This window comes from Phytobacter sp. V91, from assembly GCF_965644225.1.
Taxonomy (GTDB): Bacteria; Pseudomonadota; Gammaproteobacteria; order Enterobacterales; family Enterobacteriaceae; genus CBFFRJ01.
Window position 1 is genome coordinate 1 of record NZ_CBFFRJ010000072.1, and the last position, 26,296, is coordinate 26,296.

26 protein-coding genes, 1 other RNA gene and 1 pseudogene are annotated in these 26,296 nt (G+C 53.8%); 12 read left to right on the top strand and 16 right to left on the bottom strand.

Going from position 1 to position 26,296, the window contains the following annotated elements:
- Positions 1-104: 104 nt before the first annotated feature.
- From ACSZO4_RS15220 to ubiU, 3 genes are all read right to left on the bottom strand, one after another.
- Positions 105-1,112: a luciferase-like monooxygenase gene (locus ACSZO4_RS15220; protein ID WP_437889894.1), complete on the bottom strand. Its 1,008-nt coding sequence runs from the start codon at positions 1,110-1,112 to the stop codon at positions 105-107.
- Between the two features lie 203 nt (positions 1,113-1,315).
- Positions 1,316-2,194 (bottom strand): U32 family peptidase, encoded by an 879-nt coding sequence (locus ACSZO4_RS15225; RefSeq protein WP_437889895.1) that lies wholly within the window; start codon positions 2,192-2,194, stop codon positions 1,316-1,318.
- 8 nt (positions 2,195-2,202) lie between these two features.
- Positions 2,203-3,198, bottom strand: a complete 996-nt coding sequence (gene ubiU / locus ACSZO4_RS15230) for a ubiquinone anaerobic biosynthesis protein UbiU (RefSeq protein WP_437889896.1) — start codon at positions 3,196-3,198, stop codon at positions 2,203-2,205.
- Between the two features lie 239 nt (positions 3,199-3,437).
- Here ubiU and ubiT point away from each other — a divergent pair, with 239 nt between their 5' ends.
- Together ubiT and ACSZO4_RS15240 are read left to right on the top strand one after the other, a co-directional pair.
- Positions 3,438-3,962 (top strand): ubiquinone anaerobic biosynthesis accessory factor UbiT, encoded by a 525-nt coding sequence (ubiT, locus tag ACSZO4_RS15235; protein ID WP_437889897.1) that lies wholly within the window; start codon positions 3,438-3,440, stop codon positions 3,960-3,962.
- On the top strand, positions 3,956-4,459 hold the full coding sequence (locus ACSZO4_RS15240) for a GNAT family N-acetyltransferase (protein ID WP_437889898.1): 504 nt from the start codon (positions 3,956-3,958) through the stop codon (positions 4,457-4,459). Before ubiT ends, ACSZO4_RS15240 begins: the two co-directional genes overlap by 7 nt.
- Here the strand turns inward: ACSZO4_RS15240 and ACSZO4_RS15245 are convergent.
- Entirely contained in the window at positions 4,416-4,787 is a 372-nt protein-coding gene (locus ACSZO4_RS15245) for a GIY-YIG nuclease family protein (protein WP_437889899.1), read from the bottom strand. The two genes, ACSZO4_RS15240 and ACSZO4_RS15245, sit on opposite strands and share 44 nt — an antisense overlap.
- Positions 4,788-4,801: 14 nt before the next feature.
- Between ACSZO4_RS15245 and ACSZO4_RS15250 the strand changes: the two genes are divergently transcribed.
- From ACSZO4_RS15250 to ACSZO4_RS15260, 3 genes are all read left to right on the top strand, one after another.
- Positions 4,802-5,239, top strand: a complete 438-nt coding sequence (locus ACSZO4_RS15250; RefSeq protein WP_437889900.1) for a YhbP family protein — start codon at positions 4,802-4,804, stop codon at positions 5,237-5,239.
- Between the two features lie 19 nt (positions 5,240-5,258).
- Positions 5,259-5,897 carry an NAD(P)H-binding protein gene (locus tag ACSZO4_RS15255; RefSeq protein WP_437889901.1) on the top strand — a complete coding sequence of 213 codons (639 nt, stop codon included), beginning with the start codon at positions 5,259-5,261 and terminating at the stop codon, positions 5,895-5,897.
- A 74-nt stretch (positions 5,898-5,971) separates the two neighbouring features.
- Positions 5,972-7,009 (top strand): permease, encoded by a 1,038-nt coding sequence (locus tag ACSZO4_RS15260; protein ID WP_437889902.1) that lies wholly within the window; start codon positions 5,972-5,974, stop codon positions 7,007-7,009.
- Between the two features lie 51 nt (positions 7,010-7,060).
- Here ACSZO4_RS15260 and dolP read toward each other — a convergent pair whose 3' ends face one another.
- From dolP to ACSZO4_RS15280, 4 genes are read right to left on the bottom strand one after another with little or no spacing between them, the layout of a single operon-like run.
- On the bottom strand, positions 7,061-7,636 hold the full coding sequence (gene dolP, locus ACSZO4_RS15265) for a division/outer membrane stress-associated lipid-binding lipoprotein (protein WP_437889903.1): 576 nt from the start codon (positions 7,634-7,636) through the stop codon (positions 7,061-7,063).
- Between the two features lie 9 nt (positions 7,637-7,645).
- On the bottom strand, positions 7,646-8,236 hold the full coding sequence (diaA, locus tag ACSZO4_RS15270) for a DnaA initiator-associating protein DiaA (RefSeq protein ID WP_437889904.1): 591 nt from the start codon (positions 8,234-8,236) through the stop codon (positions 7,646-7,648).
- 22 nt (positions 8,237-8,258) lie between these two features.
- Positions 8,259-8,654, bottom strand: a complete 396-nt coding sequence (locus ACSZO4_RS15275; protein ID WP_437889905.1) for a YraN family protein — start codon at positions 8,652-8,654, stop codon at positions 8,259-8,261.
- Positions 8,612-10,702, bottom strand: a complete 2,091-nt coding sequence (locus ACSZO4_RS15280; RefSeq protein WP_437889906.1) for a penicillin-binding protein activator — start codon at positions 10,700-10,702, stop codon at positions 8,612-8,614. The genes ACSZO4_RS15275 and ACSZO4_RS15280 overlap by 43 nt, the downstream gene beginning before the upstream one ends.
- Before the next feature lie 62 nt (positions 10,703-10,764).
- Here ACSZO4_RS15280 and rsmI point away from each other — a divergent pair, with 62 nt between their 5' ends.
- Together rsmI and ACSZO4_RS15290 are read left to right on the top strand one after the other, a co-directional pair.
- On the top strand, positions 10,765-11,628 hold the full coding sequence (gene rsmI, locus ACSZO4_RS15285) for a 16S rRNA (cytidine(1402)-2'-O)-methyltransferase (RefSeq protein WP_437889907.1): 864 nt from the start codon (positions 10,765-10,767) through the stop codon (positions 11,626-11,628).
- A 4-nt stretch (positions 11,629-11,632) separates the two neighbouring features.
- Entirely contained in the window at positions 11,633-12,646 is a 1,014-nt protein-coding gene (locus ACSZO4_RS15290; RefSeq protein WP_437889908.1) for a Fic family protein, read from the top strand.
- Between the two features lie 96 nt (positions 12,647-12,742).
- Here ACSZO4_RS15290 and ACSZO4_RS15295 read toward each other — a convergent pair whose 3' ends face one another.
- The 8 genes and pseudogenes from ACSZO4_RS15295 to garD all read right to left on the bottom strand — a co-directional run bounded on the left by ACSZO4_RS15295 (position 12,743) and on the right by garD (position 20,867).
- A complete protein-coding gene (locus ACSZO4_RS15295) occupies positions 12,743-13,516 on the bottom strand; it encodes a DeoR/GlpR family DNA-binding transcription regulator (protein WP_437889909.1) in 774 nt (257 codons plus the stop codon).
- Positions 13,517-13,626: 110 nt separating this feature from the next.
- The gene (gene gatD / locus ACSZO4_RS15300; RefSeq protein ID WP_437889910.1) at positions 13,627-14,670 is read right to left on the bottom strand and encodes a galactitol-1-phosphate 5-dehydrogenase; all 1,044 of its coding nucleotides are present in this window, start codon (positions 14,668-14,670) and stop codon (positions 13,627-13,629) included.
- Positions 14,671-14,715: 45 nt separating this feature from the next.
- A pseudogene (locus tag ACSZO4_RS15305) lies at positions 14,716-16,089 on the bottom strand (galactitol-specific PTS transporter subunit IIC).
- Positions 16,090-16,093: 4 nt separating this feature from the next.
- Positions 16,094-16,378: a PTS galactitol transporter subunit IIB gene (gene gatB, locus ACSZO4_RS15310; protein WP_437889911.1), complete on the bottom strand. Its 285-nt coding sequence runs from the start codon at positions 16,376-16,378 to the stop codon at positions 16,094-16,096.
- Between the two features lie 26 nt (positions 16,379-16,404).
- Entirely contained in the window at positions 16,405-16,872 is a 468-nt protein-coding gene (gene gatA / locus ACSZO4_RS15315; protein ID WP_437889912.1) for a PTS galactitol transporter subunit IIA, read from the bottom strand.
- Positions 16,873-16,886: 14 nt separating this feature from the next.
- Complete coding sequence (gene gatZ, locus ACSZO4_RS15320) at positions 16,887-18,158, bottom strand: tagatose-bisphosphate aldolase subunit GatZ (protein ID WP_437889913.1); 1,272 nt, start codon at positions 18,156-18,158, stop codon at positions 16,887-16,889.
- A gap of 51 nt (positions 18,159-18,209) precedes the next feature.
- Positions 18,210-19,064, bottom strand: coding sequence for a tagatose bisphosphate family class II aldolase (locus ACSZO4_RS15325; protein WP_437889914.1), 855 nt, complete (start codon positions 19,062-19,064; stop codon positions 18,210-18,212).
- 231 nt (positions 19,065-19,295) lie between these two features.
- Entirely contained in the window at positions 19,296-20,867 is a 1,572-nt protein-coding gene (garD, locus tag ACSZO4_RS15330; RefSeq protein WP_437889915.1) for a galactarate dehydratase, read from the bottom strand.
- Positions 20,868-21,288: 421 nt separating this feature from the next.
- Here garD and ACSZO4_RS15335 point away from each other — a divergent pair, with 421 nt between their 5' ends.
- The 5 genes from ACSZO4_RS15335 (at position 21,289) to rnpB (ending at position 26,025) form a co-directional block, all read left to right on the top strand.
- On the top strand, positions 21,289-22,623 hold the full coding sequence (locus ACSZO4_RS15335; RefSeq protein WP_437889916.1) for an MFS transporter: 1,335 nt from the start codon (positions 21,289-21,291) through the stop codon (positions 22,621-22,623).
- Between the two features lie 28 nt (positions 22,624-22,651).
- Positions 22,652-23,422 (top strand): 2-dehydro-3-deoxyglucarate aldolase, encoded by a 771-nt coding sequence (gene garL / locus ACSZO4_RS15340; protein ID WP_437889917.1) that lies wholly within the window; start codon positions 22,652-22,654, stop codon positions 23,420-23,422.
- A gap of 35 nt (positions 23,423-23,457) precedes the next feature.
- Positions 23,458-24,348, top strand: coding sequence for a 2-hydroxy-3-oxopropionate reductase (gene garR, locus ACSZO4_RS15345; protein ID WP_437889918.1), 891 nt, complete (start codon positions 23,458-23,460; stop codon positions 24,346-24,348).
- Between the two features lie 121 nt (positions 24,349-24,469).
- Positions 24,470-25,615, top strand: a complete 1,146-nt coding sequence (garK, locus tag ACSZO4_RS15350) for a glycerate 2-kinase (RefSeq protein ID WP_437889919.1) — start codon at positions 24,470-24,472, stop codon at positions 25,613-25,615.
- A gap of 32 nt (positions 25,616-25,647) precedes the next feature.
- Positions 25,648-26,025, top strand: an RNA gene (gene rnpB, locus ACSZO4_RS15355) — RNase P RNA component class A.
- Positions 26,026-26,296: the final 271 nt, after the last annotated feature.

Sequence of the window (26,296 nt, forward strand, 5' to 3'; positions counted from 1 at the left end):
GGACTGAGTCCGGTAAATTATCGGACTCAGTCGCGCTCTCTGACCTGAACCTGTTCCAGGTTATGGGGTTCAGATCAGAAGGGAGAGGGAGAAAAGATAACGTGCTACCCCAACAGTTCTTCTTTCACCTGCATTGTCAGCTCGAATGAGTGCAGGCGGGCCTGATGGTCAAAAATCTGCCCGTTAACCATAATCTCATCAGCCTGAGTCTCACGCAGAACAGACTCCAGGCCATGGCGAATCTTCGCTTTATCTCCCACCAGCGACATACTCAGCGCCTGCTGCACACCGTACTGCTCAGCGGGCGACCAGAGCTGATCCATATTCTGAATGGGCGCTGGCAACTGCCCGGTTTCACCACGACGTAGCTTCACGAACGCCTGCTGCATGGAGGTAAACAGGAATTGTGCGTCACGATTGCTGTCCGCGGCGATAATGTTGATGCACACCATCGCATACGGCTTGTCGAGGCGCGCCGAGGGTTTGAACTGGGTGCGATAGAGGTGCAGCGCCTGGAAAAGCATATCCGGGGCAAAGTGCGAGGCAAAAGCAAAAGGCAAACCGAGCTGGGCGGCAAGTTGCGCACTGTAAAGGCTTGAACCTAACAGCCACACCGGGACCTGCTCGCCATAGCCGGGAACAGGGCGAACATGCGGGTGAGGATCGCTGGCATCAAACCAGTTCACCAGTTCGGCGACATCGCGCGGGAAGTTATCGACATCACCGCTCATATGGCGACGTAGGGCCCGCATTGTAGGCTGATCGCTGCCCGGAGCACGGCCAAGGCCTAAATCGATCCGTCCGGGATAAAGGGTATTCAGGGTGCCAAACTGTTCGGCAATCACCAGAGGAGAATGGTTGGGCAACATCACACCGCCGGAACCCAGATGCAGCGTGGTGGTGTTCGCCGCCAGATAACCAATCAGTACCGAGGTGGCGGCACTGGCAATACCCACCATGTTGTGATGTTCGGCCAGCCAGTAGCGGTGGTAGCCACGTTTTTCAGCCAGATGGGCGAGATCCAGAGAATGAGAGAGGGCTTCCCGGGCTGAGGATCCTTGCGGGATCGGTGCCAGATCCAGCACCGAAAACGGAATGGTTTTATCAGTCATGTCAGCTCACTTTGTTGACGGCGAATCATTTAATATTGCACGACAAAATGATAACTGTTGTTAACAAAGTGAGCTTTTACACTTCATCCTTCAGGCTGCCTCCGCGTTGGCTACATCTGTTCACCCCAGTCACTTACTTGAGTAAGCTCCTGGGGATTCTCAGACTTGCCGCCTTGATGCAACGTGAATGATTTTGTGTATCTTTACGCTTGAAGTTCCAGTCCAGGCAGACGTTTCCAGTAGCCGTTGCAGTCGCTGTGCGCAGCCAGCGGCAGTGGGTTCTCGCCACTTTCATTGGCACGGAAAGCCTCAAGCATGGCAAACGTATCGCTGCCCATTGGGGACAGACGTACCATATCGACGATCCCGGCCATCGATTTCAGCTCATTGCCAAGGTTATAAACGTACCCGCTCATGGTCTGAATGCCATTGAGCACAAACACTTGCTGATTTTCCTGCGACAGCATATCGCGTCCGTTCGGGTATTTTATGCAGCAGGTTTCGCACTCATCCTTCGCTCTGTCCTCCGAACGCGCGGTAAAGCAGCGTGCAGAGTAAGCCAGCGGCAGATGCCCATAGCTTAAGACTTCCACTTCAAACTGCTCGCGGATACCTAAATCGGTACATTGGTTGAGTAAATTAATCAGCCAGTCACGGGAGAGTTCGACCGGCATGCACCAGCGTGTCATGCCCTGCTTAAGGAGCAGCCGTAGCGTCACCGCATTGTAGATATTCAACGCATGCCCGGCGACAAACGGCAGCTTACGCTCGGCACACAGGTTAACCACGCCAAGGTCGCTCGCTTCCAGTAAGAATTCGCCATTGTCGACGTAGCGTTTCAGTTCGTTGAGTTCAGAAGACGCCTGCACCAGCGCCAGCGTTGAAATAACCACCTGCTTACCGCTGCTGGCCAGTGATTTTGCCATATCCAGCCAGTCACCCACTTTAGTGGCCCGGCGTTTACTGCACACCGACTCGCCAAGGTAAATGACATCAGCGCTGCTGACGGCAGCCTGTTGGTAGAAGTTTTCGAGGGTCTCTTTTGACCAGTAGTAGAGCACTGGCCCGAGTGAATATTTCATCGTGTGTCCTACTGCCATTTGCGATGGTAAGCGCCAAGAGTGGTCTGCGTACCTTCCGACATTGCCCCAAGGGCGTTCATCCAGGCCGTTTGCGGCGCATAGTTTTGCGGATCGGCTATACATCTGTCGATAGCCTGGCGCCAGACTTTCGCTACCTGACTGACATAGGCGGGGCTACGCTGACGACCTTCAATTTTCACGGAGGCAATGTTGGCTGCCAGCAGCTCGGGCAGCAGCTCAAGGGTATTGAGGCTGGTGGGCTCTTCAAGGGCATGATAGCGCTCACCGTCCACCAGATAACGGCCTTTGCAAAGCGTCGGGTAGCCCGCGTTTTCGCCGTCCTGATAACGATCAATCAGCACTTCATTCAGCCGTGACTCCAGCCCCTGTTGCGTTTGCTGCCAGCGCACAAAACGCGCGGGAGAGCAGGCACCCACGGTATTAGGGGATTCGCCGGTCAGATAGGATGACAAATAGCAGCGTCCCTCAGCCATAATGCACAGGCTGCCAAAGGCGAAGACTTCGAGCGGAACCGGCGTGACGCGTGCTAATTGTTTCACCTGATGCATCGAGAGCACCCGGGGGAGAACCACACGGGCGACGTCAAAATGACGGTGGTAGAAGCGGATGGCTTCTTCATTGGTGGCTGAGGCCTGAACAGAGACATGACGCTCGATATGCGGGTAGCGCTCTGCGGCATATTCCAGCATCGCCAGATCGGCGAGGATCAGGGCGTCAGCGCCAATCTCCGCTGCCATGTCCACGGCACGCTCCCAACGGGCATAGCCATCAGGATGAGCGAAGGTATTGATGGCGATATGCAACTTTCGCCGATGCTGGTGCACAAAGCTCACTGCTTCCTGTAGTTTTTTTTCTGTAAAGTTGAGACCCGCGAAATGGCGAGCGTTGGTATCGTCTTTCAGACCGATGTAGACAGCATCGGCGCCGTTTTCAATGGCCGCCTTAAGCGCCGGAAGATTTCCAGCCGGGCAGAGCAACTCCATAGTATTTCCTGCAATCCGGGGCACGCTGGCCCAGACAACCCAAAGGGGTCGCTAAATTGTTAACGAACTGGGATTTTAGTTAACCTGGTTGCGACAATTTTTGATTTGGGGCAGTTAATTGTGTATTGATGACATCAATAATCGATGCATTCTTCTTGCCTAATTGTTGATTTACGCCGCCATGTCGTCTATTTGATATGGCAAAATAGCAGGAACGTTTATTTCAGGGAGTAAAGCTCGTGTTGGAAAAACTGCGCTCACGTCTCGTTCATTATGGCCCGTCTTTACTGAGCGTGCCGGTTAAGCTGACGCCTTTCGCCATCAAACGCCAGGTGCTGGAGCAAGTGCTCCGCTGGCAGTTCCAGCAGGCGCTGGAAGATGGTGAGCTTGAGTTTCTGGAAGGTCGCTGGTTAAGTATCCAGGTTCGGGACATTGGCCTGACGTGGTATACCTCGGTTGAGCATTCGCGACTGATTGTCCGTGAGTCCGCTAATGCCGATGTCAGTTTCTGCGCAGATGCCAGCGATTTGCTGATGATCGCCGCACGCAAGCAAGATCCGGATACGCTCTTTTTCCAGCGCCGGCTGGTTATTGAAGGCGACACCGAGCTTGGGCTGTACGTGAAGAACCTGATGGACGCCATTGAACTGGAGCAGATGCCAAAAGCGTTACGCGTCATGTTGCTGCAACTGGCGGATTTTGTTGAAGCCGGCCAGAAAACGCCGATGGACACACCACAACCTTCTGTAGGTGAACCATGCTGATTCGAGTAGAGATTGGGATTGATGCACCGGGCATTGATGCGCTCTTACGTCGCACTTTTGCGGACGAAAGTGAAGCCACGCTGGTACACGACCTGCGTGAAGATGGCTTAATTACGCTAGGCCTGGTTGCAACCGATGACGAAGGGCAGGTCATCGGTTACGTCGCTTTCAGTCCGGTGGCGGTAAAAGGCGAAGACTTGCAATGGGTGGGGCTGGCGCCGCTGGCGGTTGATGAAGCTTACCGTGGCCAGGGTCTTGCTCGTCAGCTGGTCTATGAAGGGCTGGACTCACTCAATGAGTTTGGTTACGCCGCAGTGGTCACCCTTGGGGAGCCTGATTTTTATGGTCGCCTGGGATTTGAACCCGCCGCCAGCTACGGCCTGCACTGTCGCTGGCCGGGGACGGAAAGCGCCTTCCAGGTGCACCGTCTTGCCGATGATGCCTTCAATGATGTCAGTGGACTGGTGGAGTATCACCAGCTGTTCGATCGTTTTTAGCGGTTGATCGTTGCAGATTTTCCAGCAACGCCTCAAATGACCCATCTCCGCTGACGAGGCGCTCTTTTTGCCGCTTCGTCAGTTGCTTGATGCGGTATTCCACACGTAATGCCAACGATCTTTCGCCTACCAGCGCTGAAAATACCAGCAACAATTCGCCTTTCCCGCGCAGCGCTTTTGCTCCCTTCCCATTCTGATGTTGTACAAAACGGCGAGCCACATCGGTCGTAATACCGGTGTACAGGCTGTTGTCGGCGGCGCGGATAAGATAAAGAAACCAGGACGTCATAACGTTATTCGTTGTGCTAATGTGAAAGAAAAATAACATGAGGATGAAGAGAAATGGAAACTCTTGCGGCCATCAATCGCTGGCTGGCGAAACAGCATGTGGTGAGCTGGTGCGTAGCCAGCCGTGGCGAGCTGTGGTGTGCGAACGCCTTTTATATTTATGATCCACAAAAGGTCGCCTTTTATCTCCTGAGTGACGACAGCACCCGACATTCACAAATGACCGGTCTGCACGCTAACGTGGCGGGAACGGTGAATGGTCAGCCCAAAACCGTTGCCCTCATTCGCGGCGTCCAGTTTACCGGTGAGATCCGGCGGATGGAGGAAACAGAAAGCGCAGCCCCGCGCGCGCAGTATAACCGCCGCTTTCCTGTCGCCCGTTTGCTCAGTGCGCCAATGTGGGAAATTCAGCTTAACGAGCTCAAATTTACCGATAACACCCTGGGCTTTGGTAAAAAACTCCACTGGATCCGCGATTCACATCCGGCGTAACTTTTAGCAGGGAGAATAAATGAGTCGGATACTGATAACTGGCGCGACCGGGCTGGTCGGCGGCAATTTACTGCGGATGCTGGCCGTTGATCCCCGCATCACGGCGATTGCCGCCCCTACGCGCCGCCCTCTGGCGACCCTTGCTGGCGTCTTTAATCCTTACGATCCACAGCTGACCGATGCATTAGCGCAGGTCACCGAGCCGGTGGACACTGTTTTTTGCTGTCTCGGCACCACTCGCCGGGAAGCGGGAAGCAAAGAAGCCTTTATCCATGCCGATTACACCCTGGTGGTGGACACCGCACTGACGGGGTTGCGTCTTGGCGCGCAGCATATGCTGGTGGTCAGTTCGATGGGGGCGAATGCCCACTCACCTTTTTTCTACAACCGTGTGAAAGGCGAGATGGAAAATGCGCTGGGCGAACAGGGATGGACGCGCCTGACCATTGCCCGCCCGTCGATGCTGGTGGGAGAGCGTGAAAAACAGCGTTTAAGTGAGTCACTTTTTGCCCCGCTGTTTAAGCTGCTGCCTGGCAACTGGAAGTCAATTGCCGCACGGGATGTGGCCAGTGCGTTGCTTAAGGTTGCATTTACGCCTTCAGCCGAGGCGGTGACGATCCTTTCGTCTGCACAGTTACGTCAGCTGGCTGATGATTAACCATTTTCAAATCGGACGCTCAGGCGTACTCTTCGCAGGGTAAATATTTTGCTTTCACTTCCCCGGAGAAAAGTATGACTGGTCAGTCTTCATCCCGGGCGGCAACCGCCATGCAATGGTGGAAACCTGCTCTCTTTTTTCTCATTGTGGCCGTTGGCCTCTGGTATGTGAAATGGCAGCCTTATTACGGTAAAGCCTTCACCGCCGCACAAACCCACAGTATTGGAAAATCCATTCTCGCCGGGGCTGATGCCAGCCCGCTTCAGGCTGCTATCGATTATGCGATGGTCTATTTCCTTGCCGTCTGGAAAGCGGCCGTGCTTGGCGTATTGCTGGGCTCCTTAATTCAGGTACTGATCCCGGTTAACTGGCTGATTCGCACCCTGGGGCAAAAAAGTCTGGCAGGTACTTTTTTTGGTACGCTTTTCTCGCTCCCCGGCATGATGTGCTCCTGCTGTGCTGCTCCCGTTGCCGCAGGAATGCGCCGCCAGCGGGTTTCGATGGGGGGCGCGCTGGCATTCTGGATGGGGAATCCACTGCTTAACCCGGCAACGCTGGTGTTTATGGGTTTTGTTCTCGGTTGGCATTTTGTCGCCATTCGCCTGATTGCCGGGTTTATTATTGTGGTGGGCGTCGCCTCGCTGGTGCAGCGCCTGGTTAAAGACGATATCTCACCGGATGTTGCGGTGGATGTCCCGCTGCCTGAGCCGGAAGGGCACTTCTTCGCCCGCTGGGGAAGGGCTCTGTGGTCTTTGTTCTGGAGTACGATCCCGGTCTATATCCTGGCGGTGCTGGTGCTTGGGGCGGCCAGAGTCTGGCTGTTTCCCCATGCGGACGGCGCTATCGATAATACGCTGCTGTGGGTAATTGCGATGGCCGTCGCGGGCTGCCTGTTTGTTATCCCAACGGCGGCAGAAATACCGATTGTACAGACGATGATGCTGGCGGGAATGGGGATGGCTCCGGCAATGGCATTGCTGATGACGCTGCCTGCGGTGAGTCTGCCATCGCTGATTATGCTGCGTAAGTCCTTTCCGGCAAAAGCACTCTGGTTGACGGGGGCGCTGGTTGCGGTGGGCGGTGCGATAACAGGAAGCCTGCTGTTGCTGTGAGAGGCTGAAAAGAGAAGCCCGGCGCGTAATACACCGCCGGGCTGTTTGCCATTATTTGATAAAGGTAAACGCTGTGGTGACGTGTTTTACGCCGCTCACGCGACTGGCAATATCTGCTGCGGCTTTGCCTTCGCGATCGGTCACCAGACCAAGCAGGAACACTTCGCCGTTTTCGGTCGTCACTTTCACGTTGGAGGATTTCACTTCATCGCTACTCAGTAACTGGGTACGTACTTTGGAGGTAATCCAGGTATCGCTTGCGGCAGTGCCCATGCCAATTGGCTGACCCTGGCGGATTTCGTTAAATACTTCCGTTGCCCCTTCCACACCCACTGCAATCTGTCTGGCCCGGGAGGAGAGATCCGTTGTCGGTGCCTGGCCCACCAGCAGGACTTTCCCCTGGTAGGCAGTGACGTTGACACGAGCCTGTTTCTTGATTTGTTCGTCTTTAGACAGCGCGCTGTTCACGCGTAGTTCCAGTGTGCCATCATCAACCTGAGTGCCAACCGTGCGCGGGTCTGTCGCCGCCTTGGTGCCCACAGCCGCTGAACCAACAACAACTGCACCAACACAACCTTGTAAGAGAAGTGCGGAAATAAGGACTGCGAGGGGCGTAAAAGCCTTCATGTGTACTCCTTAATCATCCTGGTGGGGAAAAAGCGTGTTATCTATCAAATCGCATAAACAATTCACCGTCAGCATGTGCATCTCCTGAATACGCGCACTGCGGTGAGAAGGTATACGGATTTCAACATCCTGAGGCCCTAACAGTCCGGCCAGTTCACCCCCGTCATATCCGGTCAGGGCGACAATCGTCATATCGCGTGTTACCGCTGCTTCGACAGCTTTCACGATATCGCGACTGTTACCGCGTGTGGAGATGGCAAGGAGGATGTCACCTGCATGGCCTAACGCCCGAACCTGCTTGGCATAAATCTCGTCATGCAGGCGATCGTTGGCTATCGCTGTTAAGACCACATTATCGGTATTAAGTGCAATGGCAGGTAAACCCGGACGTTCTGTTTCAAAACGATTAATCATGCTGGCAGCAAAATGCTGTGCGTTGGCGGCGGAGGTGCCATTGCCACAACAGAGGATTTTGTTGCCGTTAAGCAGGGAGTGGACCACGGTCATGGCTGCACGGGAAATTGCGTCGGGCAGAGCCTCTGCGGCTGCAATTTGGGTTTGAATGCTTTCAGTAAAGCAGGCTTTAATTCTCTCGAGCACAGTGTTCCCTATCATTTAGTCATTATGAGTGGTCGTTAAAGGCATTTTGTATCCACTCAACATCATTTCCGGTGAAAGCTACCACATCGAACCGGCAATCCACAGTGTCAAAACTGCCATTGTGCCGGGCGAGCCACAAACGAGCGGCATGCAACAGCTTACGCTGTTTAGCAACGGTGATGCTGCCTGCTGCTCCGCCAAAAAAGGCCGATTTGCGATAGCGAACTTCCACAAAAACTGTTGCCAGTTTGTCCTGCATAATCAGGTCGATTTCGCCGCCGCGCTCACGCACATTGGCGGCAATAAAACGCAGTCCCTTGCGTTCCAGCCAGCAACGCGCTCTGGATTCCCACGCGTCGCCGGTCTGCTTACGGGTCAACTGGCCGGGACGATTTGCCCCTGCTGGTATTTGAGCCATGATAACTTCCTGTTAATCACACAATCCTGAGTGGCGGTTAAATCACCGGTATTACCATTGATTTCAAAACCTGGCACCTGGCGCATTTGCGAGAAATTATTGGCCAGCGTCCAGGCATCCGCGCCCATGGCATACAGTCGGGCCAGGGAGTAATCGTTATTCACGCGGCTTAATGCCTGTTGCATCAGCGCCGGGTTGCTGCCTGCAAGCATAGGGATTTCACTGAACTGTAACCCTTCCATCTCGAGGCGGAAGTCCGGGCCTGCGCCGCCCTGGGCGCTACGGGAGCTGGCGTAAAGAATGATGCCGCTCTGGCTGCCGGTTCGCATAACGATCAGCGGTTTAATCAGCGCCATTTCATCCTGGGTTGCCACAATGTAGGCCGCATCGACTTTACCGCCGCCGGTGATTTGCGCATCTGTTGGCGGAGCCGGAATGGTCAGGCCGCCGATGGTCACGCCCTGCTGCTGCGGCAGGCTGGAGGTGACCGGACTCCCGGTCATGGCAATACCCGATCTACCGTTGATCGCCATTTTCAGTTCGGCCATTGAACCCAGCTTTTGCTGTAAGACCATGCCGCCGCCCAGTTTGTGCCACTCTTCGGCAAAGGCGGTTACCACACGCTCGCCGAGCGCACTGCGCGGCACTAACAGCAGCGGCGACTGGCGGCCCTGCTCATGCATATGGTGCGCTGCATCGCGGGCTTCATCTTCCGGCGAGAGGGCGTAGTAGCAGATGTTAGGGCGGTTTTCGACGCGCTCCGGCTGATTCAACGCCAGCACGTTCAGCGTTGTATGGCTACGCATCAGCTCCTCAACGTGGTTCTTCAACAGCGGGCCGACAACGATACTGGCGCCGTCCTGCTGAACCTGATTGAGGATTTGATCCAGCGGTAATGCGCTGGTGTCATAAATTTTGAGCGAGGCAGCGGGATTTGCGGGCGTCACCGCGACGGCAGGCGTCACTACCGTTGGCTGCGTTGCGACGGGAGCCTCAGCGGTGTTCTGCTCTTCGGCGGTAACCTGTTCTGAAGGTTGTGCCTGAGGCGCGGTAACCGGTTCCGCTGTTTGTGCGCCGGTGAGGTCGTTGACATTGGTCTGTGACGGACTAACCACATCAGCAGTGGTATTCACATTCGCCGCCTGAGCGGCCTGTTCGGGCACCGCCGGGCCAGACACGGTTGTGGTTCCGCTCTTCGCCGCTTCAAAACCTTGTTGGATGGTGCGGCCGAAGACCGCCGCCTGACCGTTTAACGGCAAAAGCAGGGCAATCTGGTTCACCGAGGCCGGGCGGAAGTTTTGCACATTAGACAGTTGACTCGGTAGCATCAGCGCGCCCGGATTGCGCGGGTAACGCTGCTGCCAGTCGGCGATCCCGCCCTTCAACATGCTCGGATCGTTGCGGTTATCGAACCACATCTGCTGCAGATCCAGCCAGCCTTGCAGCGTTGCTTCATCGGCGTTGATCACCAGGGCTTTGGCCTGATCCTCGGTCATTGAGGACAGCGCCTGCCAGGTAGCATCGATATTCTTCTGCTTTTCCGGCGCGCTTGCGAGCAACTGCTGCTGAGCAATTAAGGCGCGAAGCAGCGTCAGGGACGGCTTGCCCTGCGACGCCGCGATCCCCATTTGCCAGTAACGAGCCTGCTGGTTGTTATCAAGCCCGGTCGGGTCAATCTGAGCCAGCAGAGCCTGCGCGCCGCCAAAATCCTGTTGAGAGAGTTTAAGCCCGGCGGTCAGCAAAGCCTGTTCAAGACGCTGGGCATTGTTCAGATCCTGCGGCAACTGAGCAAGCAGCTCGCTTGCATGCTGGGTTTTGCCTTCTTTAATCAGTGCACGAATGGCGAGTAATTGCCAGTTGGTCTTGCTATCATCTGCGCTTTGCTGCATCTGGTGCAGGTAGAAACCTGAATCGGCCTGCGCGGCGCCCTGCATATGCTCATCGCTCTGGTCGTGAGTTTGGGTGCCGCAGCCTGCAAACAGCAGAGCGGCCAGCACGACAGGCAGGCAGCGCATGGCTTTTGAACGTAGAAATGTTGACGGTAGCATTCTGTATCCAGTGATATTTTTTACGCAATGCTCAATATTAAATCGGCAATACGGATGAAACAATGAAACAACACGAATCAGCGGACAATTCTCAAGGCCAGCTCTACATTGTCCCCACGCCAATTGGCAATCTGGGGGATATTACCCAGCGTGCGCTCACCGTATTGCAGGATGTCGATCTTATTGCCGCTGAGGATACCCGGCATACCGGGTTATTGCTTGCGCATTTTGCCATTAATGCGCGACTGTTTGCCCTTCACGATCACAATGAGCAACAAAAAGCCGAAACGCTGGTAGCAAAACTGAAGGAAGGGCAGAACATTGCGCTGGTCTCCGATGCGGGCACGCCGCTGATTAACGATCCGGGCTACCATCTGGTGCGCACCTGCCGTGAAGCGGGTATCCGCGTGGTTCCGCTGCCTGGTCCCTGTGCCGCTATCGCCGCCTTAAGTGCTGCGGGCTTGCCATCGGATCGTTTTTGTTACGAAGGTTTTCTGCCTGCCAAATCTAAAGGCCGTCGTGACACCTTACAGGCGCTGGAAGCTGAACCGCGCACTCTGATTTTTTATGAATCCACTCATCGTCTGCTGGAAAGTCTGGAAGATATGGTGACGGTGCTGGGTGAAGCGCGCTATGTGGTGCTGGCGCGTGAGCTGACCAAAACCTGGGAATCCATCTACGGCGCTCCGGTGGGCGAACTGCTGGCCTGGGTTAAAGAAGATGAAAATCGCCGCAAAGGCGAGATGGTACTGATTGTGGAAGGTTATAAAGCGCAGGAAGAGGCATTGCCTGCCGATGCGTTGCGCACCCTGGCCCTGTTGCAGGCCGAACTGCCCCTGAAGAAAGCTGCAGCGCTGGCGGCAGAGATCCACGGCGTGAAGAAAAATGCTCTCTACAAATACGCGCTGGAGCAGCAGGGGGAGTAATGCAATGAGTCGCTACCAGCCCCCCTTTTGCATCACTCCCGCCATTCTTAATCTGGTGGTTGAGATTGGCGAGCTGCTGGGACACTGGTCGGCTCAAACCGGCAGGCAGTCGCCGCTACTGCGCAAAGAGAACCGGATCCGTACGATCCAGGCCTCGCTGGCAATAGAACATAACAGTCTGAATACCGATCAGGTCACCGCGTTGATGGATGGAAAGCGTGTCCTTGCACCTGCAAAAGATATTCAGGAAGTCAGAAATGCGATTCTGGCTTATGAGCGGATGTCGCAATGGCATCGCGCGGATCTCAACGATCTTCTTACCGCCCACCGTTTATTGATGACGGGTCTGGTCGACGGTCCAGGTGCGCTACGACAAGAAGATGCTGGTATTTATCGCGATCGGCAGGTCATTCATATGGCACCGCCAGCCAGCCAGGTACCCCGGTCGATGAATGATTTGCTGGCATGGCTGGATAAAACGGATTTGCATCCGCTGGTCGCAAGTTCGGTTTTCCACTATGAGTTTGAGTTTATTCATCCCTTTGCCGATGGTAACGGGCGTATGGGGCGGCTGTGGCAAACGCTCATCCTCAGTCAATGGCGCCAGGAGCTGGCGTGGCTGCCTGTCGAAACCCTGATTCATTATCAGCAAGAGCGGTATTACGCAATCCTGGGGCAGTGTGATAATGCCAGTGACTGCACGCCATTTGTTATGTTTATGCAGGAGAATTTGGCGTTGGCCCTAAAGGAAGGCCTACAAGTATCACCCGATATGTCGGAACAAATGTCGGAACAAATGTCGGAACAAATGTCGGAACAACCTCGCGTACTTTTAAAGGCAGCAGAAAGCGAAATAGTCCGTCTGCTCTGCGCCGAACCATCCCTTACGGCCAAAGCGCTTGCGGAGGTAATGAAGGTTTCAGCCCGAACCATCGAACGTCATCTGCAATCGCTGCAGGCAAAAGGCGTGTTGATGCGTATTGGAGAGAAAAAAGGCGGTAGCTGGCGGGTAAAATAGTGCGTCGGTAATGAACAAAGGTGGCATCTGACGATGCCACCGCAGATTGCGGCAACTGACGAAACCGGCTATGGCGGTGTGTTTTGCCCCTTTTTCTCAGACAATAATCACTTCTTTACCCATTTTGCCGAGTGCGCTTTTATCTTTCTCGCTAATCCCCTCGTCGGTGATAACGCAGTCGATTTTGTCCATCGGCAACACCTGGTTGAAGCCACGACGATTAAACTTACTGGCATCCAGCACCGCCACCACTTTGTGCGCCGCTGCGGCCATCACGCTGCTGATGGAATAGCCTTCGTTGAAGGTTGTAATGCCATTGGTGGTATCAATGCCATCTGCGCCAACAAACATCAGGTCAGCGCTGATACCCTGCAAAGAGCGCTCGGCAATGGTGCCATGCATGGAGTGGGTTTTATGTCGCACCGTGCCGCCGCATACCACAAGCGTGATGTCTTTATTTTCCGACAGAGCAAAGGCGGCGGGAAGGTTATTGGTAATGACGGTGATATTGGCTTTCTTTGCCAGCGCTTCGGCTATAAGCATCGTCGTGCTGCCACTGTCGAGGATAACGGTCATCCCTTCTTCAATCATGGCGGCGGCGGCCTGGGCAATACGTTTCTTCGGATCACTGGCCAGCTTGTAGCGTTCTTCAAGGCCCACTTCCTGGTTTTCGCTGTCCATCATGCTGATCCCAGGTTTAGCTGCGCCGCCATGGAAACGGGTGACCAGCCCTTTTTCTTCCAGTAAGCGCAGATCGGCACGAATGGTCACTTCAGAGATAGCAAAGGTATTTGAAAGTTCGATAACCGACACGCTCCCTTGGGTATTCACCATATCGACGATTTTGTTCCTTCGTTCAAATGAGTTCATATTGATTTACCTGAGAATTAACTCTGGATAGTGTAATCGAAGGGTTGTGAAAGTTGAACGCTAACTTTCGAAAGTAAATGTGAGCCAGCTCAGGTTGCTGGCTCTATCACTTAGTCGAACTGCAGCAGGATTTTTCCCTGCATTGGCGCGCCGTTGAGCGCCTGGACGGCTTCTGCATAACTGTCTGGATCGCCGCGATGTGCGATAAGCGGCTCAAGCTGCAAGCGTTTTTCCGTTAACAGACGCGCAGCTGTTTCCCATTCTTCACCGGGCCATGGGCCGGAGTAGTTCATCCAGCTTCCCAGCACCGCCAGTTCTTTACGCAAAATTTGCCCGAATACAGTGGCCGTCAACGTCAGGTCGTGGTGCAGAGTGCCTACCAGCGCCAGTTGTGCTCGTGGCCCGGCAATCTCGATCGCCAGCGAGACGGTTTGCGGAGCGCCCGCGGTTTCCAGTACCAGCTGATCGAAGCGGTTTTCAGAAAGCAGTTCCTGAATGTGTGATGCGCTCAGCTCGCGGCTGTTGAAAGCGTGTGTAGCACCAAGCTTTTTCGCCAGCGTGAGTTTTTCCGGATTGATATCAATTGCCGTTACGCTTTTTGCCCCCAGGGCCAGTGCGCATTGCATCGCCAGCAGCCCAATGGTCCCTGCGCCGACAATCACCACGTTCTTATCTGCACATCCTCCCGCAAGGTGGAATGCATGCAGACCCACGGTAATCGGCTCGATAAAAGCACCGTCTTCGATGGTCATCTTTTCGGGCAGGCGGTAGAGATTAGCGCGGCGTACCACTACATATTCTGCATTGCCGCCATCACTGCGTGAACCGACAAACTGGTAGTGCTTGCACAACGAAAAGTATTTTTTGCGGCACTCCGGGCAATCGAAGCAGGGGAGTAGAGGGACACAGGCGACGGCATCGCCCACGCTGAGATCGTTGACCTGCTTGCCGCAGGCTTCCACATATCCACTGAATTCATGTCCGAGGGTAATCGGGTAGAAATGGGCACTGTTAGCAAAAATACGCGGGATATCGGAGCCACACAGGCCGGAGCTGACCACCCTGACTTTAACGTCATCTTCATGCTGTACCTGAGGTTCAGGGCGTTCTTCAACGCGCACGTTTCCCTCAGCGTGAATAACCACTGATTTCATAACACTCTCCAGGAATGAAAGCGGGGAGCGAAGGCTCCCCAAAGATCAGGATGTGACCTGAGTTTGCTGCGCGAGGGCGGCTTTTTCTGCCGCAGAGAAGTTACGTGCTCTGCGCCAGGTCAGCAGGACACCCGCCAGGTAAATCGCACCGATGACTGCGAAACCGACGATGTTCTGCCAGGTAAAGAGCTGGATGAGTAGCCAGGTAATCGGCGAGCCGCCCTGGTCCATCGATGCCACCATTCCACCTGCTTTCAACGCACCTGCATTTGCCGCAAGCTGGGTGTGCAGGCCGATAGTCTGTGTTGCAATCCACAGTGTGATACTCATGATGATTACGCCAGAGATCAGTGTGCGGAACAGATTGCCCTGATGCATCGCCACAGCCATGGCGACGAAGAAACCGATAGTGGCGAGGTCTCCGAACGGCAACACCTGATTTCCAGGAACTAACACCGCAATCAGGATGGTCAACGGGATAAATATCAGGCTCGCAGAGACCACCGAGGTGTGACCAAGCAGCAGGGCCGGGTCGAGACCAATCAGGAACTCCTGGCTACCGAATTTAGCCTGCAGGCGTTTACGTGCATGCTTAGCAATCGGGGTTAAACCATCCATGATTGGTTTGATCACTCGTGGCATCAGCAGCATTACGGCAGCGGTTTTGACGGCCAGCTGCAACACGCCTTTGGCGTCGTAACCCGCAAGTAAACCGATGACAATCCCCATCACAAAGCCCACGGTGACGGGTTCACCAAACGGGCCAAAGCGTTTTTGAATGTCATCTGCGCTAAAGTGAATGCGGTTCAGCCCTGGGATCTTTTCGATAATGGTATCCACCAGCACGGCGATCGGGCCGAGGTAAGCGGAGCTACCGTGAGGAATCGCAATGCCCTCCAGGCCGAAGAAGTCGCGGGTGTCTTTGGCAAACCAGTCGCCCAGTTTGTAGACGAAGGCCGCATGAGCCACTACGCCCAGAATCCCAATCCAGTAAGAGCCAGTGGCAAGATGCAGCATCGCGCCGGTGAAGGTCATGTGCCAGATGTTCCAGATATCAACGTTGACCACGCGGGTCATGCGTGTCACCAGCATCAGGACGTTAACCCCAATGGCAATCGGGATCGCAACGAGAGCGATTTGCGAAGCCCAGGTCATGGGCGAAGAACCCGGTCAACCTACATCAATGACATGCAGGTTAATCTGGAACTGTTCGGCCATGGCTTTCGCTGCCGGGCCTATGGAGTCGAGCATCAGGCCGATGACCAGGCCGATCCCAACAAAGCCGATGCCGATGTGTAAACCGGATTTAAAGCAGTCCCCGAGCTTCATCCCCAACAGTTTTGAGAAGATGATGATAACCAAAGGCAGCATGACCGTTGGGCCTAAGTCGAGGATGTAGCGCATGATTTCGCTAAACATGACGTTACCCCACAAGAATGGTCAGTATTTTTTGTTGCAGCGCTTCGATGCCAACGCCGGAGACAAACGGCATGCCGTGAACAACCGGAATATCGTCGAAGGTACGCTCCACTTTTGCTGTTGTGCAGATAAGGTCTGCACCATCCATGTAGGTTTCGATTTCATTCACCCGGCACTGCACCAGCTCAACGGTAATGTTGTTTGCTTCGCAGAGTTCGCGGATTTCTTCAGCAGCCATGGTGGATGTGGCAACAGCGCCTCCACAGGCGACAATAACTTTACGTTTCATTGGGTACTCCTTTTATTATCAGTATCTTATAAAGCCTGAGAGCTGCTTTCAGGCTCAAGGATGGTTTCCCGAAAAAGCGTTGCCAGGCGCTCGGACGGCGCACTTAACAAAGCCTCCAGCGAGTTCGGGTTCTGTAGCTCACCAAACAGGCGGCGCAGGAGCTTAAGCTGCGCCGTAGGGTTCTCAACAATCAGGGCGATAATCAGTGAAACGGCGATTTCGCTGTCATCATCGGCCTGTTGAAAATTCACCGGTTTATCCGGACGGATCAAATAGATAGCGGCGGACTTCGCATGAACCGCTTCGCAGTGCGGAATCGCGACGGCGTGGCATTCAAGAGCGATGCCCGTCGGGTAGTTCGCCTCCCGCTCAATCAGCGCGGCCGGCCAGGTTTCATGCACTACACCTTTCGCCAGCATCTCGTCGCCAATATGCTCCAGCACCTGCTGGCGTGAGCTAAATTCAATTCCGGTTCGGACAAAAAGTTGACTCATACATTCTCCAGGAATCAGGCTGTTTCTTCGGCGCATCCGTAGCGGTAAGCGCGCAATACATCCTGTATTTTGTCATTGATTAGATTTTGTGGTGTCGCGACATACTCATTATGTAATACACGTTCAAACTGTAAAGGCAGGTACTGGCTGAGTAATCCGAGCGGCAGAGTGGTGGCGCTCAGATTGGCAATGAGCTTCTCCACGCTCTGGCGAATACGTGGGTGCGGCCAGTAGTAGCGAATGCGGTCGGAAAGGCTGAAGTGAATGTCCACCATGGCTTCGCTCCAGGCCGGACGGTAGTACTTTTTCCAGTATCCCGGTTCGTTCAGCATCACTTCGTCGATGACGTCCAGCACCCGGCTGCGGTTTTCCGGTGCAATCAACTCGTTTTCCATTTGAGCAAGGGCAAAGATGGCTTCGCGCAGCGCGAAGGTCAGTGCCGGACCGACTTTCAGAATCGCAAAGTGATCGCCGACCAGCGCACGATATGCCTGACGTGACTGATAATCGGTTGAGTGCGCTTCGTAGACCATCGGAGTCTGACGGATCCAGGCTGAGAGCGCCTCGGCTTCTTGCGGTTGGTAGTGAATGATCTGCGTGTGGTCAAATTCCACGCCTGGCTGTACCACCATACCGACAACGCGGTCCATCGCAGCGTCCAGCCCCAGGGCATGGAAGGCAACACGATGCGTTTCAAGGGTCATTGCTGCATCTTCCACTCGGGTTACATGCACTCTGCTGATGCTACTGGCTTCACCGCCGGGTACCGGCACTTCGGTACCAATGATGTAGGTCAGTGATTTTTTCAGCTCATCACTGGCGGTTTCTTCTGCCGCCTGACAAAGACGTGCGGCACGCTCGGCAACCACTTTCGGATCCAGCGGAACCGGATCATCGGCGCAGGACATGGAGGCATCCAGGTGAATTTTGCTGAAGCCCGCGGCAACGTAGGCTTTGATCAGATCGACAGATTTTTCCATCGCCGTAGCAGCGGGTTCGTTTTGCCAACAGTTCGGTCCCAGATGATCGCCGCCCAGAATCAGCCGTTCCTGCGGGAAGCCCACCTCTTTTGCAATCGATAAAACAAAGTCCCGAAAATCAGCCGGTTTCATGCCGGTGTAGCCGCCAAACTGGTTCACCTGGTTTGATGTCGCTTCAATCAGTACCTTTTTATCGGTATGCGCATCGAAACGCAGCGTGGCTTCAATTACCATCGGGTGCGCCGAGCAGACTGAGCAAATACCGAGATGTTCTCCTGCCTTATGGCGGGCAATAATGTCTTTCACTTTATTCCTCCGGGATGTTTCTGAATATTTTCAACAATTAATCAAATGCTTTCACAATTTTCCTTCGCAACCGCAGTCGGCAATAACTTTACGCACCACTTCTTTCATGGCGGTTTTAGCCGGTACCAAGTAATGGCGAGGATCGCTGGCGTCGGGGTGAGCGGCCAGATAAGCCTTCAGGGCGTCGGAAAAGGCGATCTTCAGTTCAGTGGCAACATTGACCTTGCAGATACCCAGTGAGATGGCTTTGCGGATATCTTCAGCAGGCAAACCAGAAGCGCCGTGCAGCACCAGTGGGATATCTACGAGCTGGCGAATCTCTGCCAGCCGTTCAAAATCGAGCTTAGGAGTGGCTGTGTACAAACCGTGGGCAGTGCCGATAGCGACGGCCAGAGAATCAATGCCCGTTTTTTTCACAAATTCAAAGGCTTGATCCGGGTTGGTGTAGAGCGCGTCTTTTCCGTCCACTACCAGGTCATCTTCCTCGCCGCTCAGTCTGCCGAGTTCGGCTTCGACGCTGACGTCATAGCGATGGCAGTAGTCGGTGACGGTTTTTACCAGATCGATATTGTCGGCAAAAGACAGATGGGAGCCATCGATCATGGCGGAGCGTACGCCTGCCAGTACTTTGCTTTTGACGTCCTCAAGCTTCTCATGATGATCAAGGTGGATGGCGAGCGGTTGGTTATAGGTTTTCGCCAGTTCGCCGGCAATGGCCACAATATTACCGATACCGGCGTAACTGAAGGTACCAGGCGTTCCTGCGACAATCAGTGGTGAACGCAACTCCGCAGAGGTCTCCACGACAACCTGCAGAGTCTCAAGGTTATGGATATTGAATGCCGGGACGGCATAGCCTTCCTGTTGCGCCTTGTGCAGCATCGCTTTCGTCGAAATGATATACATCCTGCCTCCGAAACATTTCGTTTGTTTTCTTCGAAAGAATGTATAGGGTTTCGTAACGTTGTTTTGTGATTTGAGTCAGAAAAATGAAAGGTTCGAAAGTGAAAGCAAGTTTGTGAAAGGGAAGGCGCTGAGAAGCGAGAGGGTTAAGACGCATGGAATTTGCAAATAACAGGCAAAAAAAAGCATGGCCGAAGCCATGCTAATAAACGATGAGATTGTTTTTCTAATAAATCAAGTCACCGGAGCCGGGTTAAACACAGCCAGCTGGTTGTGCAGACCCCATTGATCCGAGAAGGTTTTCTTACGGCCGCTCGCCACATCCAGGATGAAGTGGAACAGTTTCCAGCCCACATCCTCAATGGACTCTTCGCCAGTGGCGATGGTGCCCGCGTTAATGTCCATCAGGTCAAACCAACGGTTTGCCAGTTCGGTACGGGTGGCCATTTTAATCACCGGCACAGCCATCAGGCCGTACGGCGTACCGCGACCGGTGGTAAAGACCTGCACGGTAATACCAGAGGCAACCTGCTGGGTACCACAGACGAAGTCGCTCGCCGGGGTTGCTGCGTAGATCAGACCACGCTTGGTCGGACGCTGGCCCGGAGACAGAACTTCAACGATGGCGCTTTTACCGGACTTAGCGATAGAGCCAAGGGCTTTTTCCACCACGTTAGCCAGACCGCCTTTTTTGTTACCCGGGGATGGGTTAGCGCTGCGGTCGGTTTTGCCCATGTCCAGATAGTTGTCGTACCAGGCCATCTCTTCGAGCAGGCGTTTGCCCACTTCTTCGGTTACCGCGCGCGGCGTTAACAGATGGATGGCATCACGTACTTCTGTTACTTCAGAGAACATGACGGTCGCGCCGCAACGCACGAACAGGTCAGAGGCATAACCCACTGCCGGGTTGGCGGTTACGCCGGAGAACGCATCGCTACCACCACACTGGGTGCCAACAACCAGTTCTGACGCCGGGCAGGTTTCACGCTTGCGCAGGTTCAGTTTTGCCAGGTGACGTTCAGCCACTTGCAGAATGTCGTCAACCATAGAGCGGAAGCCAACATGGTGCTCGTCCTGCAAGCGAACGATGCTTGCATCGTCAACTGCGATAGCTTTCACATCTTCGGTACCCTGCAACAGACGCTCTGGTTGCAGTTTTTCACAACCCAGACCAATCACCATCACTTCACCACCGAAGTTCGGGTTCAGCGAGATGTTATGGATGGTACGGATCGGAACGACGGCTGCCGGAGCGTTAATTGCCACGCCGCAACCATACAGGTGGTTCAGACCCACGACGCCATCCACGTTCGGATATTTCGGCAGCAGATCTCGTTCAATAATTTTCACAACATAATCAACCACGCCTGCAACGCAATGCACGCTGGTGGTAATGCCGAGCAGATTCTTGGTGCCGACGCTGCCATCCGCATTGCGGTAGCCTTCGAAGGTATAACCTTCCAGCGGCGGTAAATCTTCAGGCACTTTGGTTGCCAGCGGCAGAGTATTCAGCGGTGGCGCTTTAGGCAGCTCAACCGTGGATTCATCGATCCAGCTCCCACGGGCAACATCACGCACTGCATAGCCGATCACTTCGCCATAACGGATGATTTCACCGTGATGAGGAATATCTACCAGCGCAACTTTGTGGCCTTGCGGGATATGTTCAATTAACTCCAGGCCATCAGGAAAACGGGTTCCTGCTTTTAAGCCATTGTCATTAACGATGATCGCGACATTGTCGGTCTCATGCACTTTAATATAAAACGCCGTAGGCGATTGCTGTCTAATTTCAATGTCGGCCATTGTCAGGTAATCTCCAGCTAACTTTACGATGCATTACTCAAAAAAGAGAAAAGAGGGACTGTTCTGTAATTATCAGAAATTAAAACCTCGTTAGTTGAAATAAGGATGTCAGGAGTTCCAATAATAAAATGTGATCTAAATCACTTATTTTCGTGATTACCCGCCTGCTCTGGGGGGGAATTCTAAGATCTGTGCATCAGCGCCCAGGCTTATGTGCATATGCTCAAAATAATCTTCTTAACTTAAGCCAAAATTGAGCAACACGCCAGTGCGTCGCCAATGGGTGATGTTTATACTGAGCGATAATAAAATTGAATATGCCAATACCTGATAATAGCTTCGAGAGCTTATTAATAAGTCGGGTAAATTACACATCAAAATAATTATATTTTTAAATTAGAAGTGCCCGAGGGGGTTTATTATGTCTGTACAAAATAATGTCGAAGTGAAGCGGAGTGTTCCTACCCGTTATTTAATTTTGCTGATTATATTCATTGTAACAGCAATTAACTATGCGGATCGCGCAACGCTGTCCATCGCCGGAACCGAAGTCGCTAAAGAGTTGCAGCTTGACTCTGTATCAATGGGTTACATCTTCTCCGCATTTGGCTGGGCTTACCTGCTGATGCAAATCCCAGGCGGCTGGCTGCTTGACCGTTTCGGTTCGAAGAAAGTTTATACCTACAGCTTGTTCTTCTGGTCGCTCTTTACCTTCCTGCAAGGTTTTGTCGATATTTTCCCGATAGCATGGGCTGGTATCTCCATGTTTATCATGCGTTTTATGCTGGGCTTCTCTGAAGCGCCGTCCTTCCCGGCCAACGCCCGTATCGTGGCAGCCTGGTTCCCGGCGAAAGAGCGTGGTACCGCATCCGCTATCTTTAACTCCGCACAATATTTCTCACTGGCGCTGTTCTCACCGCTGCTGGGCTACCTGACCTTTGCCTGGGGCTGGGAACATGTGTTTACCGTGATGGGTGGTATGGGCTTTGTACTGACCGCAATTTGGGTTAAGTATATGCATAACCCAACCGACCATCCGCGTATGACTCGTGAAGAGCTGGACTATATCTCTGCCAATGGTGCAGTTGTAGATATGGACCACAAGAAAGAAGATGCCGCCAGCCAGAAAGGTCCAAAACTGGACTATATCAAGCAACTGCTGACTAACCGCATGATGCTTGGCGTATTCTTTGGCCAGTACTTCCTGAACACAATCACCTGGTTCTTCCTGACATGGTTCCCTATTTACCTGGTACAGGAAAAGGGCATGTCGATTCTGAAAGTGGGTTTCGTTGCGTCCATTCCGGCACTCTGCGGATTTGGCGGTGGTGTATTAGGCGGCCTGTTCTCTGACTACCTGATCAAACGCGGTTTCTCCCTGACCGTGGCGCGTAAATTCCCTATCGTTGTTGGGATGCTGCTGGCCTCCAGCATCATTCTGTGTAACTACACCGATAACACCGTGCTGGTCATCGCACTGATGGCACTGGCATTTTTCGGAAAAGGCTTTGGCGCGTTGGGCTGGCCAGTTATCTCCGATGTCGCACCGAAAGAAATTGTCGGTCTGTGTGGCGGCGTGTTTAACGTGTTCGGTAATGTGGCGTCCATTGTTACTCCGTTAGCAATTGGATACATGGTTAAAGAGTTGCATTCATTTAACGGTGCGTTGATCTTTGTTGGCTGTTCGGCCCTGATGATGATGGTGTGCTACCTGTTCGTGGTCGGCGACATCAAACGCATGGAATTGAAAAAGTAAGCAACGACAAAAAATTAAGGTGCAAAAGATGAGTAACGATATTTTCCCGAACAAATTTAAAGCTGCACTGGCGGCTAATCAGGTTCAAATCGGTTGTTGGTCGGCGCTGGGCAGTCACATCAGTGCTGAAGTTCTGGGGCTGGCGGGTTTTGACTGGCTGCTTCTGGACGGTGAACACGCCCCTAACGACGTGCTCTCTTTTGTACCGCAGTTGATGGCGCTGAAAGGCAGCTCAAGTGCACCGGTCGTACGTATCCCTGAAAACGACCCTATTGTGTTCAAGCGTCTGCTGGATATCGGTTTCTACAACTTCCTCGTGCCGTTCGTGGAAACCGCTGAAGAAGCAGCAAGCGCCGTATCTGCCACCCGTTATCCGCCAGAAGGCACTCGTGGTGTGTCGGTTTCTCACCGTGCCAACATGTTCGGTACCGTGCCGGATTACTTCGCACAGTCTAACAAAAACATCAGCATCATCGTGCAGATCGAAAGTCAGGAAGGCGTGGATAACCTCGACGCAATTCTTGAGACCGACGGCGTTGACGGTGTCTTCGTAGGCCCGAGCGATCTGGCGGCAACCCTGGGTTATATCGGCAATGCTGCGCACCCGGAAGTACAGCGCACCATTCAACACATCTTTGCTCGTGCGAAAGCACATGGCAAACCGAGCGGTATCCTGGCGCCAGTAGAAGCTGATGCTCGCCGTTATCTGGATTGGGGCGCGACCATTGTTGCTGTCGGCAGCGACCTGGGCGTGTTCCGTGCGGGTACGCAGAAACTGGCTGATACCTACAAAAAATAATCAAACCACCATTGAATAAAGAGAGAGACGCAATTATGACGATGAAAGTTGGTTTCATTGGCCTGGGCATCATGGGTAAACCAATGAGTAAAAACCTCATTAAAGCAGGTTACTCACTGGTGGTCTCCGACCGCAATACTGAAGTGGTCGCTGAACTGATTGCCGCTGGCGCAGAGTCCGCAACCAGCGCGAAAGATATTGCTGAACAGTGTGATGTGATCATCACCATGCTGCCTAACTCCCCGCACGTGAAAGAAGTTGCGCTGGGTAAAGGCGGCATTATCGAAGGCGCGAAAGCAGGTACTGTGCTGATCGATATGAGCTCCATCGCACCGCTGGCCAGCCGTGAAATTAGCGAAGGCCTGAAAGCGAAAGGCGTTGCTATGCTGGACGCACCGGTAAGCGGCGGCGAGCCTAAAGCTATCGACGGCACCCTGTCCGTGATGGTTGGCGGTGATAAAGCGCTGTTCGACAAATACTACGATCTGCTGAAAGCGATGGCGGGTTCCGTTGTTCATACCGGTGATATCGGTGCAGGTAACGTAACCAAACTGGCAAACCAGGTCATCGTAGCGCTGAACATTGCTGCAATGTCTGAAGCACTGACTCTGGCAACCAAAGCAGGCGTTAACCCGGAACTGGTATTCCAGGCAATCCGTGGTGGTCTGGCTGGTAGCACCGTGCTGGAAGCAAAAGCACCTATGGTTCTGGATCGTAACTTCAAACCAGGTTTCCGCATCGACCTGCACATCAAAGATCTGTCCAACGCACTGGATACTTCTCATGGTGTGGGCGCTCAGCTGCCGCTGACTGCTGCCGTCATGGAAATGATGCAGGCACTGCGTGCTGATGGTCACGGTAGTGACGACCACAGCGCTATCGCGTGCTACTACGAAAAACTGGCGAAAGTAGAAGTCTCTCGCTAATAAGAAGGGCGCGGGAACGCGCCCTTGAATTCTTATATATCGCCCTCTTAATCGGTTATTTATGCGTGTCACCAGAAGAGGGCGGTGTACGCCTTGCGCGGCAAAGTCAGGCAAATCAACTATGAAAATCGTAATCGCCCCAGACTCTTATAAAGAAAGCCTTTCTGCTACCGAGGTAGCCCAGGCGATAGAAAAAGGATTTCGGGAAATTTTCCCGGACGCTCAATACGTTTCAGTTCCGGTCGCGGACGGCGGTGAAGGAACGGTTGAGGCCATGATTGCCGCCACAAAAGGTACGTCGCATACCGCTTCGGTCACCGGTCCGTTAGGTGAAGAAGTGAATGCAAGCTGGGGTATGTCCGGCGACGGTAAAACAGCCTTCATTGAAATGGCGGCCGCGAGTGGACTGGCACTTGTGCCCCCGGAATTACGCAACCCATTGATCACCACTTCGCGCGGCACCGGGGAACTTATTCTGCACGCGCTGGAACATGGGGCAAAAAATATCATCATCGGCATTGGCGGCAGTGCCACCAATGATGGCGGCGCAGGCATGGTACAGGCGCTGGGCGCTAAGCTTTGTGACGCGAACGGTGTCGAAATCGGCAACGGCGGCGGCAGCCTGATGAGCCTCAATGCCATTGATATCAGCGGCCTGGATCCACGCCTGAGCGACTGCACCATCCGCGTTGCCTGTGACGTCACCAATCCACTGACCGGCGAACAGGGCGCATCCCGCATCTTCGGACCACAGAAAGGCGCAACCGAAGCGTTGATCGTCGAACTGGACAGAAACCTGGGCCACTATGCTGATGTGATCAAAAAGTCACTGAACGTTGATGTGAAAAACGTACCGGGATCCGGCGCAGCTGGCGGTATGGGTGCGGCATTAATGGCGTTTCTCGGTGCCGAGTTGCGCAGCGGGATTGAGATTGTAACCCAGGCGCTGAACCTGGAAGAGCATATCCATGACTGTACGCTGGTGGTCACCGGTGAAGGTCGTATCGACAGCCAGAGCATCCACGGTAAAGTACCGGTGGGTGTGGCCAATGTGGCGAAGAAATACCACAAGCCAGTGATCGGTATTGCCGGTAGCCTGACCCGTGATGTGGGCGTGGTACACCAGTACGGCATCGATGCGGTATTTAGCGTATTGACCAGCATTGGTACCCTGGAAGAGGCCTTCCGTGGTGCATTCGACAACATTTATCGCGCTTCACGCAATATTGCTGCCACTTTGCAGGTTGGCATGCACGCTGAAGGGTGACATCGGCGCGCAAACCCTCTATACTGCGCGCCGAAGCTGACCAGACAGTCGCCGCTTCGTCGTCGTCCTCCTTGGGGGAGACGGGCGAAGGGGAGGAAAGTCCGGGCTCCATAGGGCAGGGTGCCAGGTAACGCCTGGGGGGGAAACCCACGACCAGTGCAACAGAGAGCAAACCGCCGATGGCCCACGCAAGTGGGATCAGGTAAGGGTGAAAGGGTGCGGTAAGAGCGCACCGCGCGACTGGTAACAGTTCGTGGCACGGTAAACTCCACCCGGAGCAAGGCCAAATAGGGGTTCACAAGGTACGGCCCGTACTGAACCCGGGTAGGCTGCTTGAGCCAGTGAGCGATTGCTGGCCTAGATGAATGACTGTCCAACGACAGAACCCGGCTTATCGGTCAGTTTCAACTCTTAAAGAACCCCGCTTCGGCGGGGTTTTTGCTTTTCAAGAGCAATAAGCACAGATGACTGTCCAACGACGCTCTCTATAAAAGGAAAGCGGCTTACCGGCCAGTTTCAACTGCTTCAGGCAAAACCCGCTTCGGCGGGGTTTTTGCTTTTCCGGGTATCTGAAAATATGCTCGATCGGCCCCCTCTCCCTTTTGGGGAGAGCAGCTGTGTTTAAAGTCAATGGGTGGCAGCTAACCTGCCGCCCATTTTGTATTGTCACGCACCATGGCG

Bases quoted from the DNA above. Each gene is read 5' to 3' on its own strand.
- ACSZO4_RS15220 (WP_437889894.1), bottom strand. From the start codon at position 1,112: ATGACTGATAAAACCATTCCGTTTTCGGTGCTGGATCTGGCACCGATC.
- ACSZO4_RS15225 (WP_437889895.1), bottom strand. From the start codon at position 2,194: ATGAAATATTCACTCGGGCCAGTGCTCTACTACTGGTCAAAAGAGACC.
- ubiU (WP_437889896.1), bottom strand. From the start codon at position 3,198: ATGGAGTTGCTCTGCCCGGCTGGAAATCTTCCGGCGCTTAAGGCGGCC.
- ACSZO4_RS15240 (WP_437889898.1), top strand. From the start codon at position 3,956: ATGCTGATTCGAGTAGAGATTGGGATTGATGCACCGGGCATTGATGCG.
- ACSZO4_RS15245 (WP_437889899.1), bottom strand. From the start codon at position 4,787: ATGTTATTTTTCTTTCACATTAGCACAACGAATAACGTTATGACGTCC.
- ACSZO4_RS15250 (WP_437889900.1), top strand. From the start codon at position 4,802: ATGGAAACTCTTGCGGCCATCAATCGCTGGCTGGCGAAACAGCATGTG.
- ACSZO4_RS15255 (WP_437889901.1), top strand. From the start codon at position 5,259: ATGAGTCGGATACTGATAACTGGCGCGACCGGGCTGGTCGGCGGCAAT.
- ACSZO4_RS15260 (WP_437889902.1), top strand. From the start codon at position 5,972: ATGACTGGTCAGTCTTCATCCCGGGCGGCAACCGCCATGCAATGGTGG.
- dolP (WP_437889903.1), bottom strand. From the start codon at position 7,636: ATGAAGGCTTTTACGCCCCTCGCAGTCCTTATTTCCGCACTTCTCTTA.
- ACSZO4_RS15275 (WP_437889905.1), bottom strand. From the start codon at position 8,654: ATGGCTCAAATACCAGCAGGGGCAAATCGTCCCGGCCAGTTGACCCGT.
- ACSZO4_RS15280 (WP_437889906.1), bottom strand. From the start codon at position 10,702: ATGCTACCGTCAACATTTCTACGTTCAAAAGCCATGCGCTGCCTGCCT.
- rsmI (WP_437889907.1), top strand. From the start codon at position 10,765: ATGAAACAACACGAATCAGCGGACAATTCTCAAGGCCAGCTCTACATT.
- ACSZO4_RS15290 (WP_437889908.1), top strand. From the start codon at position 11,633: ATGAGTCGCTACCAGCCCCCCTTTTGCATCACTCCCGCCATTCTTAAT.
- ACSZO4_RS15295 (WP_437889909.1), bottom strand. From the start codon at position 13,516: ATGAACTCATTTGAACGAAGGAACAAAATCGTCGATATGGTGAATACC.
- gatD (WP_437889910.1), bottom strand. From the start codon at position 14,670: ATGAAATCAGTGGTTATTCACGCTGAGGGAAACGTGCGCGTTGAAGAA.
- gatB (WP_437889911.1), bottom strand. From the start codon at position 16,378: ATGAAACGTAAAGTTATTGTCGCCTGTGGAGGCGCTGTTGCCACATCC.
- gatA (WP_437889912.1), bottom strand. From the start codon at position 16,872: ATGAGTCAACTTTTTGTCCGAACCGGAATTGAATTTAGCTCACGCCAG.
- ACSZO4_RS15325 (WP_437889914.1), bottom strand. From the start codon at position 19,064: ATGTATATCATTTCGACGAAAGCGATGCTGCACAAGGCGCAACAGGAA.
- garD (WP_437889915.1), bottom strand. From the start codon at position 20,867: ATGGCCGACATTGAAATTAGACAGCAATCGCCTACGGCGTTTTATATT.
- ACSZO4_RS15335 (WP_437889916.1), top strand. From the start codon at position 21,289: ATGTCTGTACAAAATAATGTCGAAGTGAAGCGGAGTGTTCCTACCCGT.
- garL (WP_437889917.1), top strand. From the start codon at position 22,652: ATGAGTAACGATATTTTCCCGAACAAATTTAAAGCTGCACTGGCGGCT.
- garR (WP_437889918.1), top strand. From the start codon at position 23,458: ATGACGATGAAAGTTGGTTTCATTGGCCTGGGCATCATGGGTAAACCA.
- garK (WP_437889919.1), top strand. From the start codon at position 24,470: ATGAAAATCGTAATCGCCCCAGACTCTTATAAAGAAAGCCTTTCTGCT.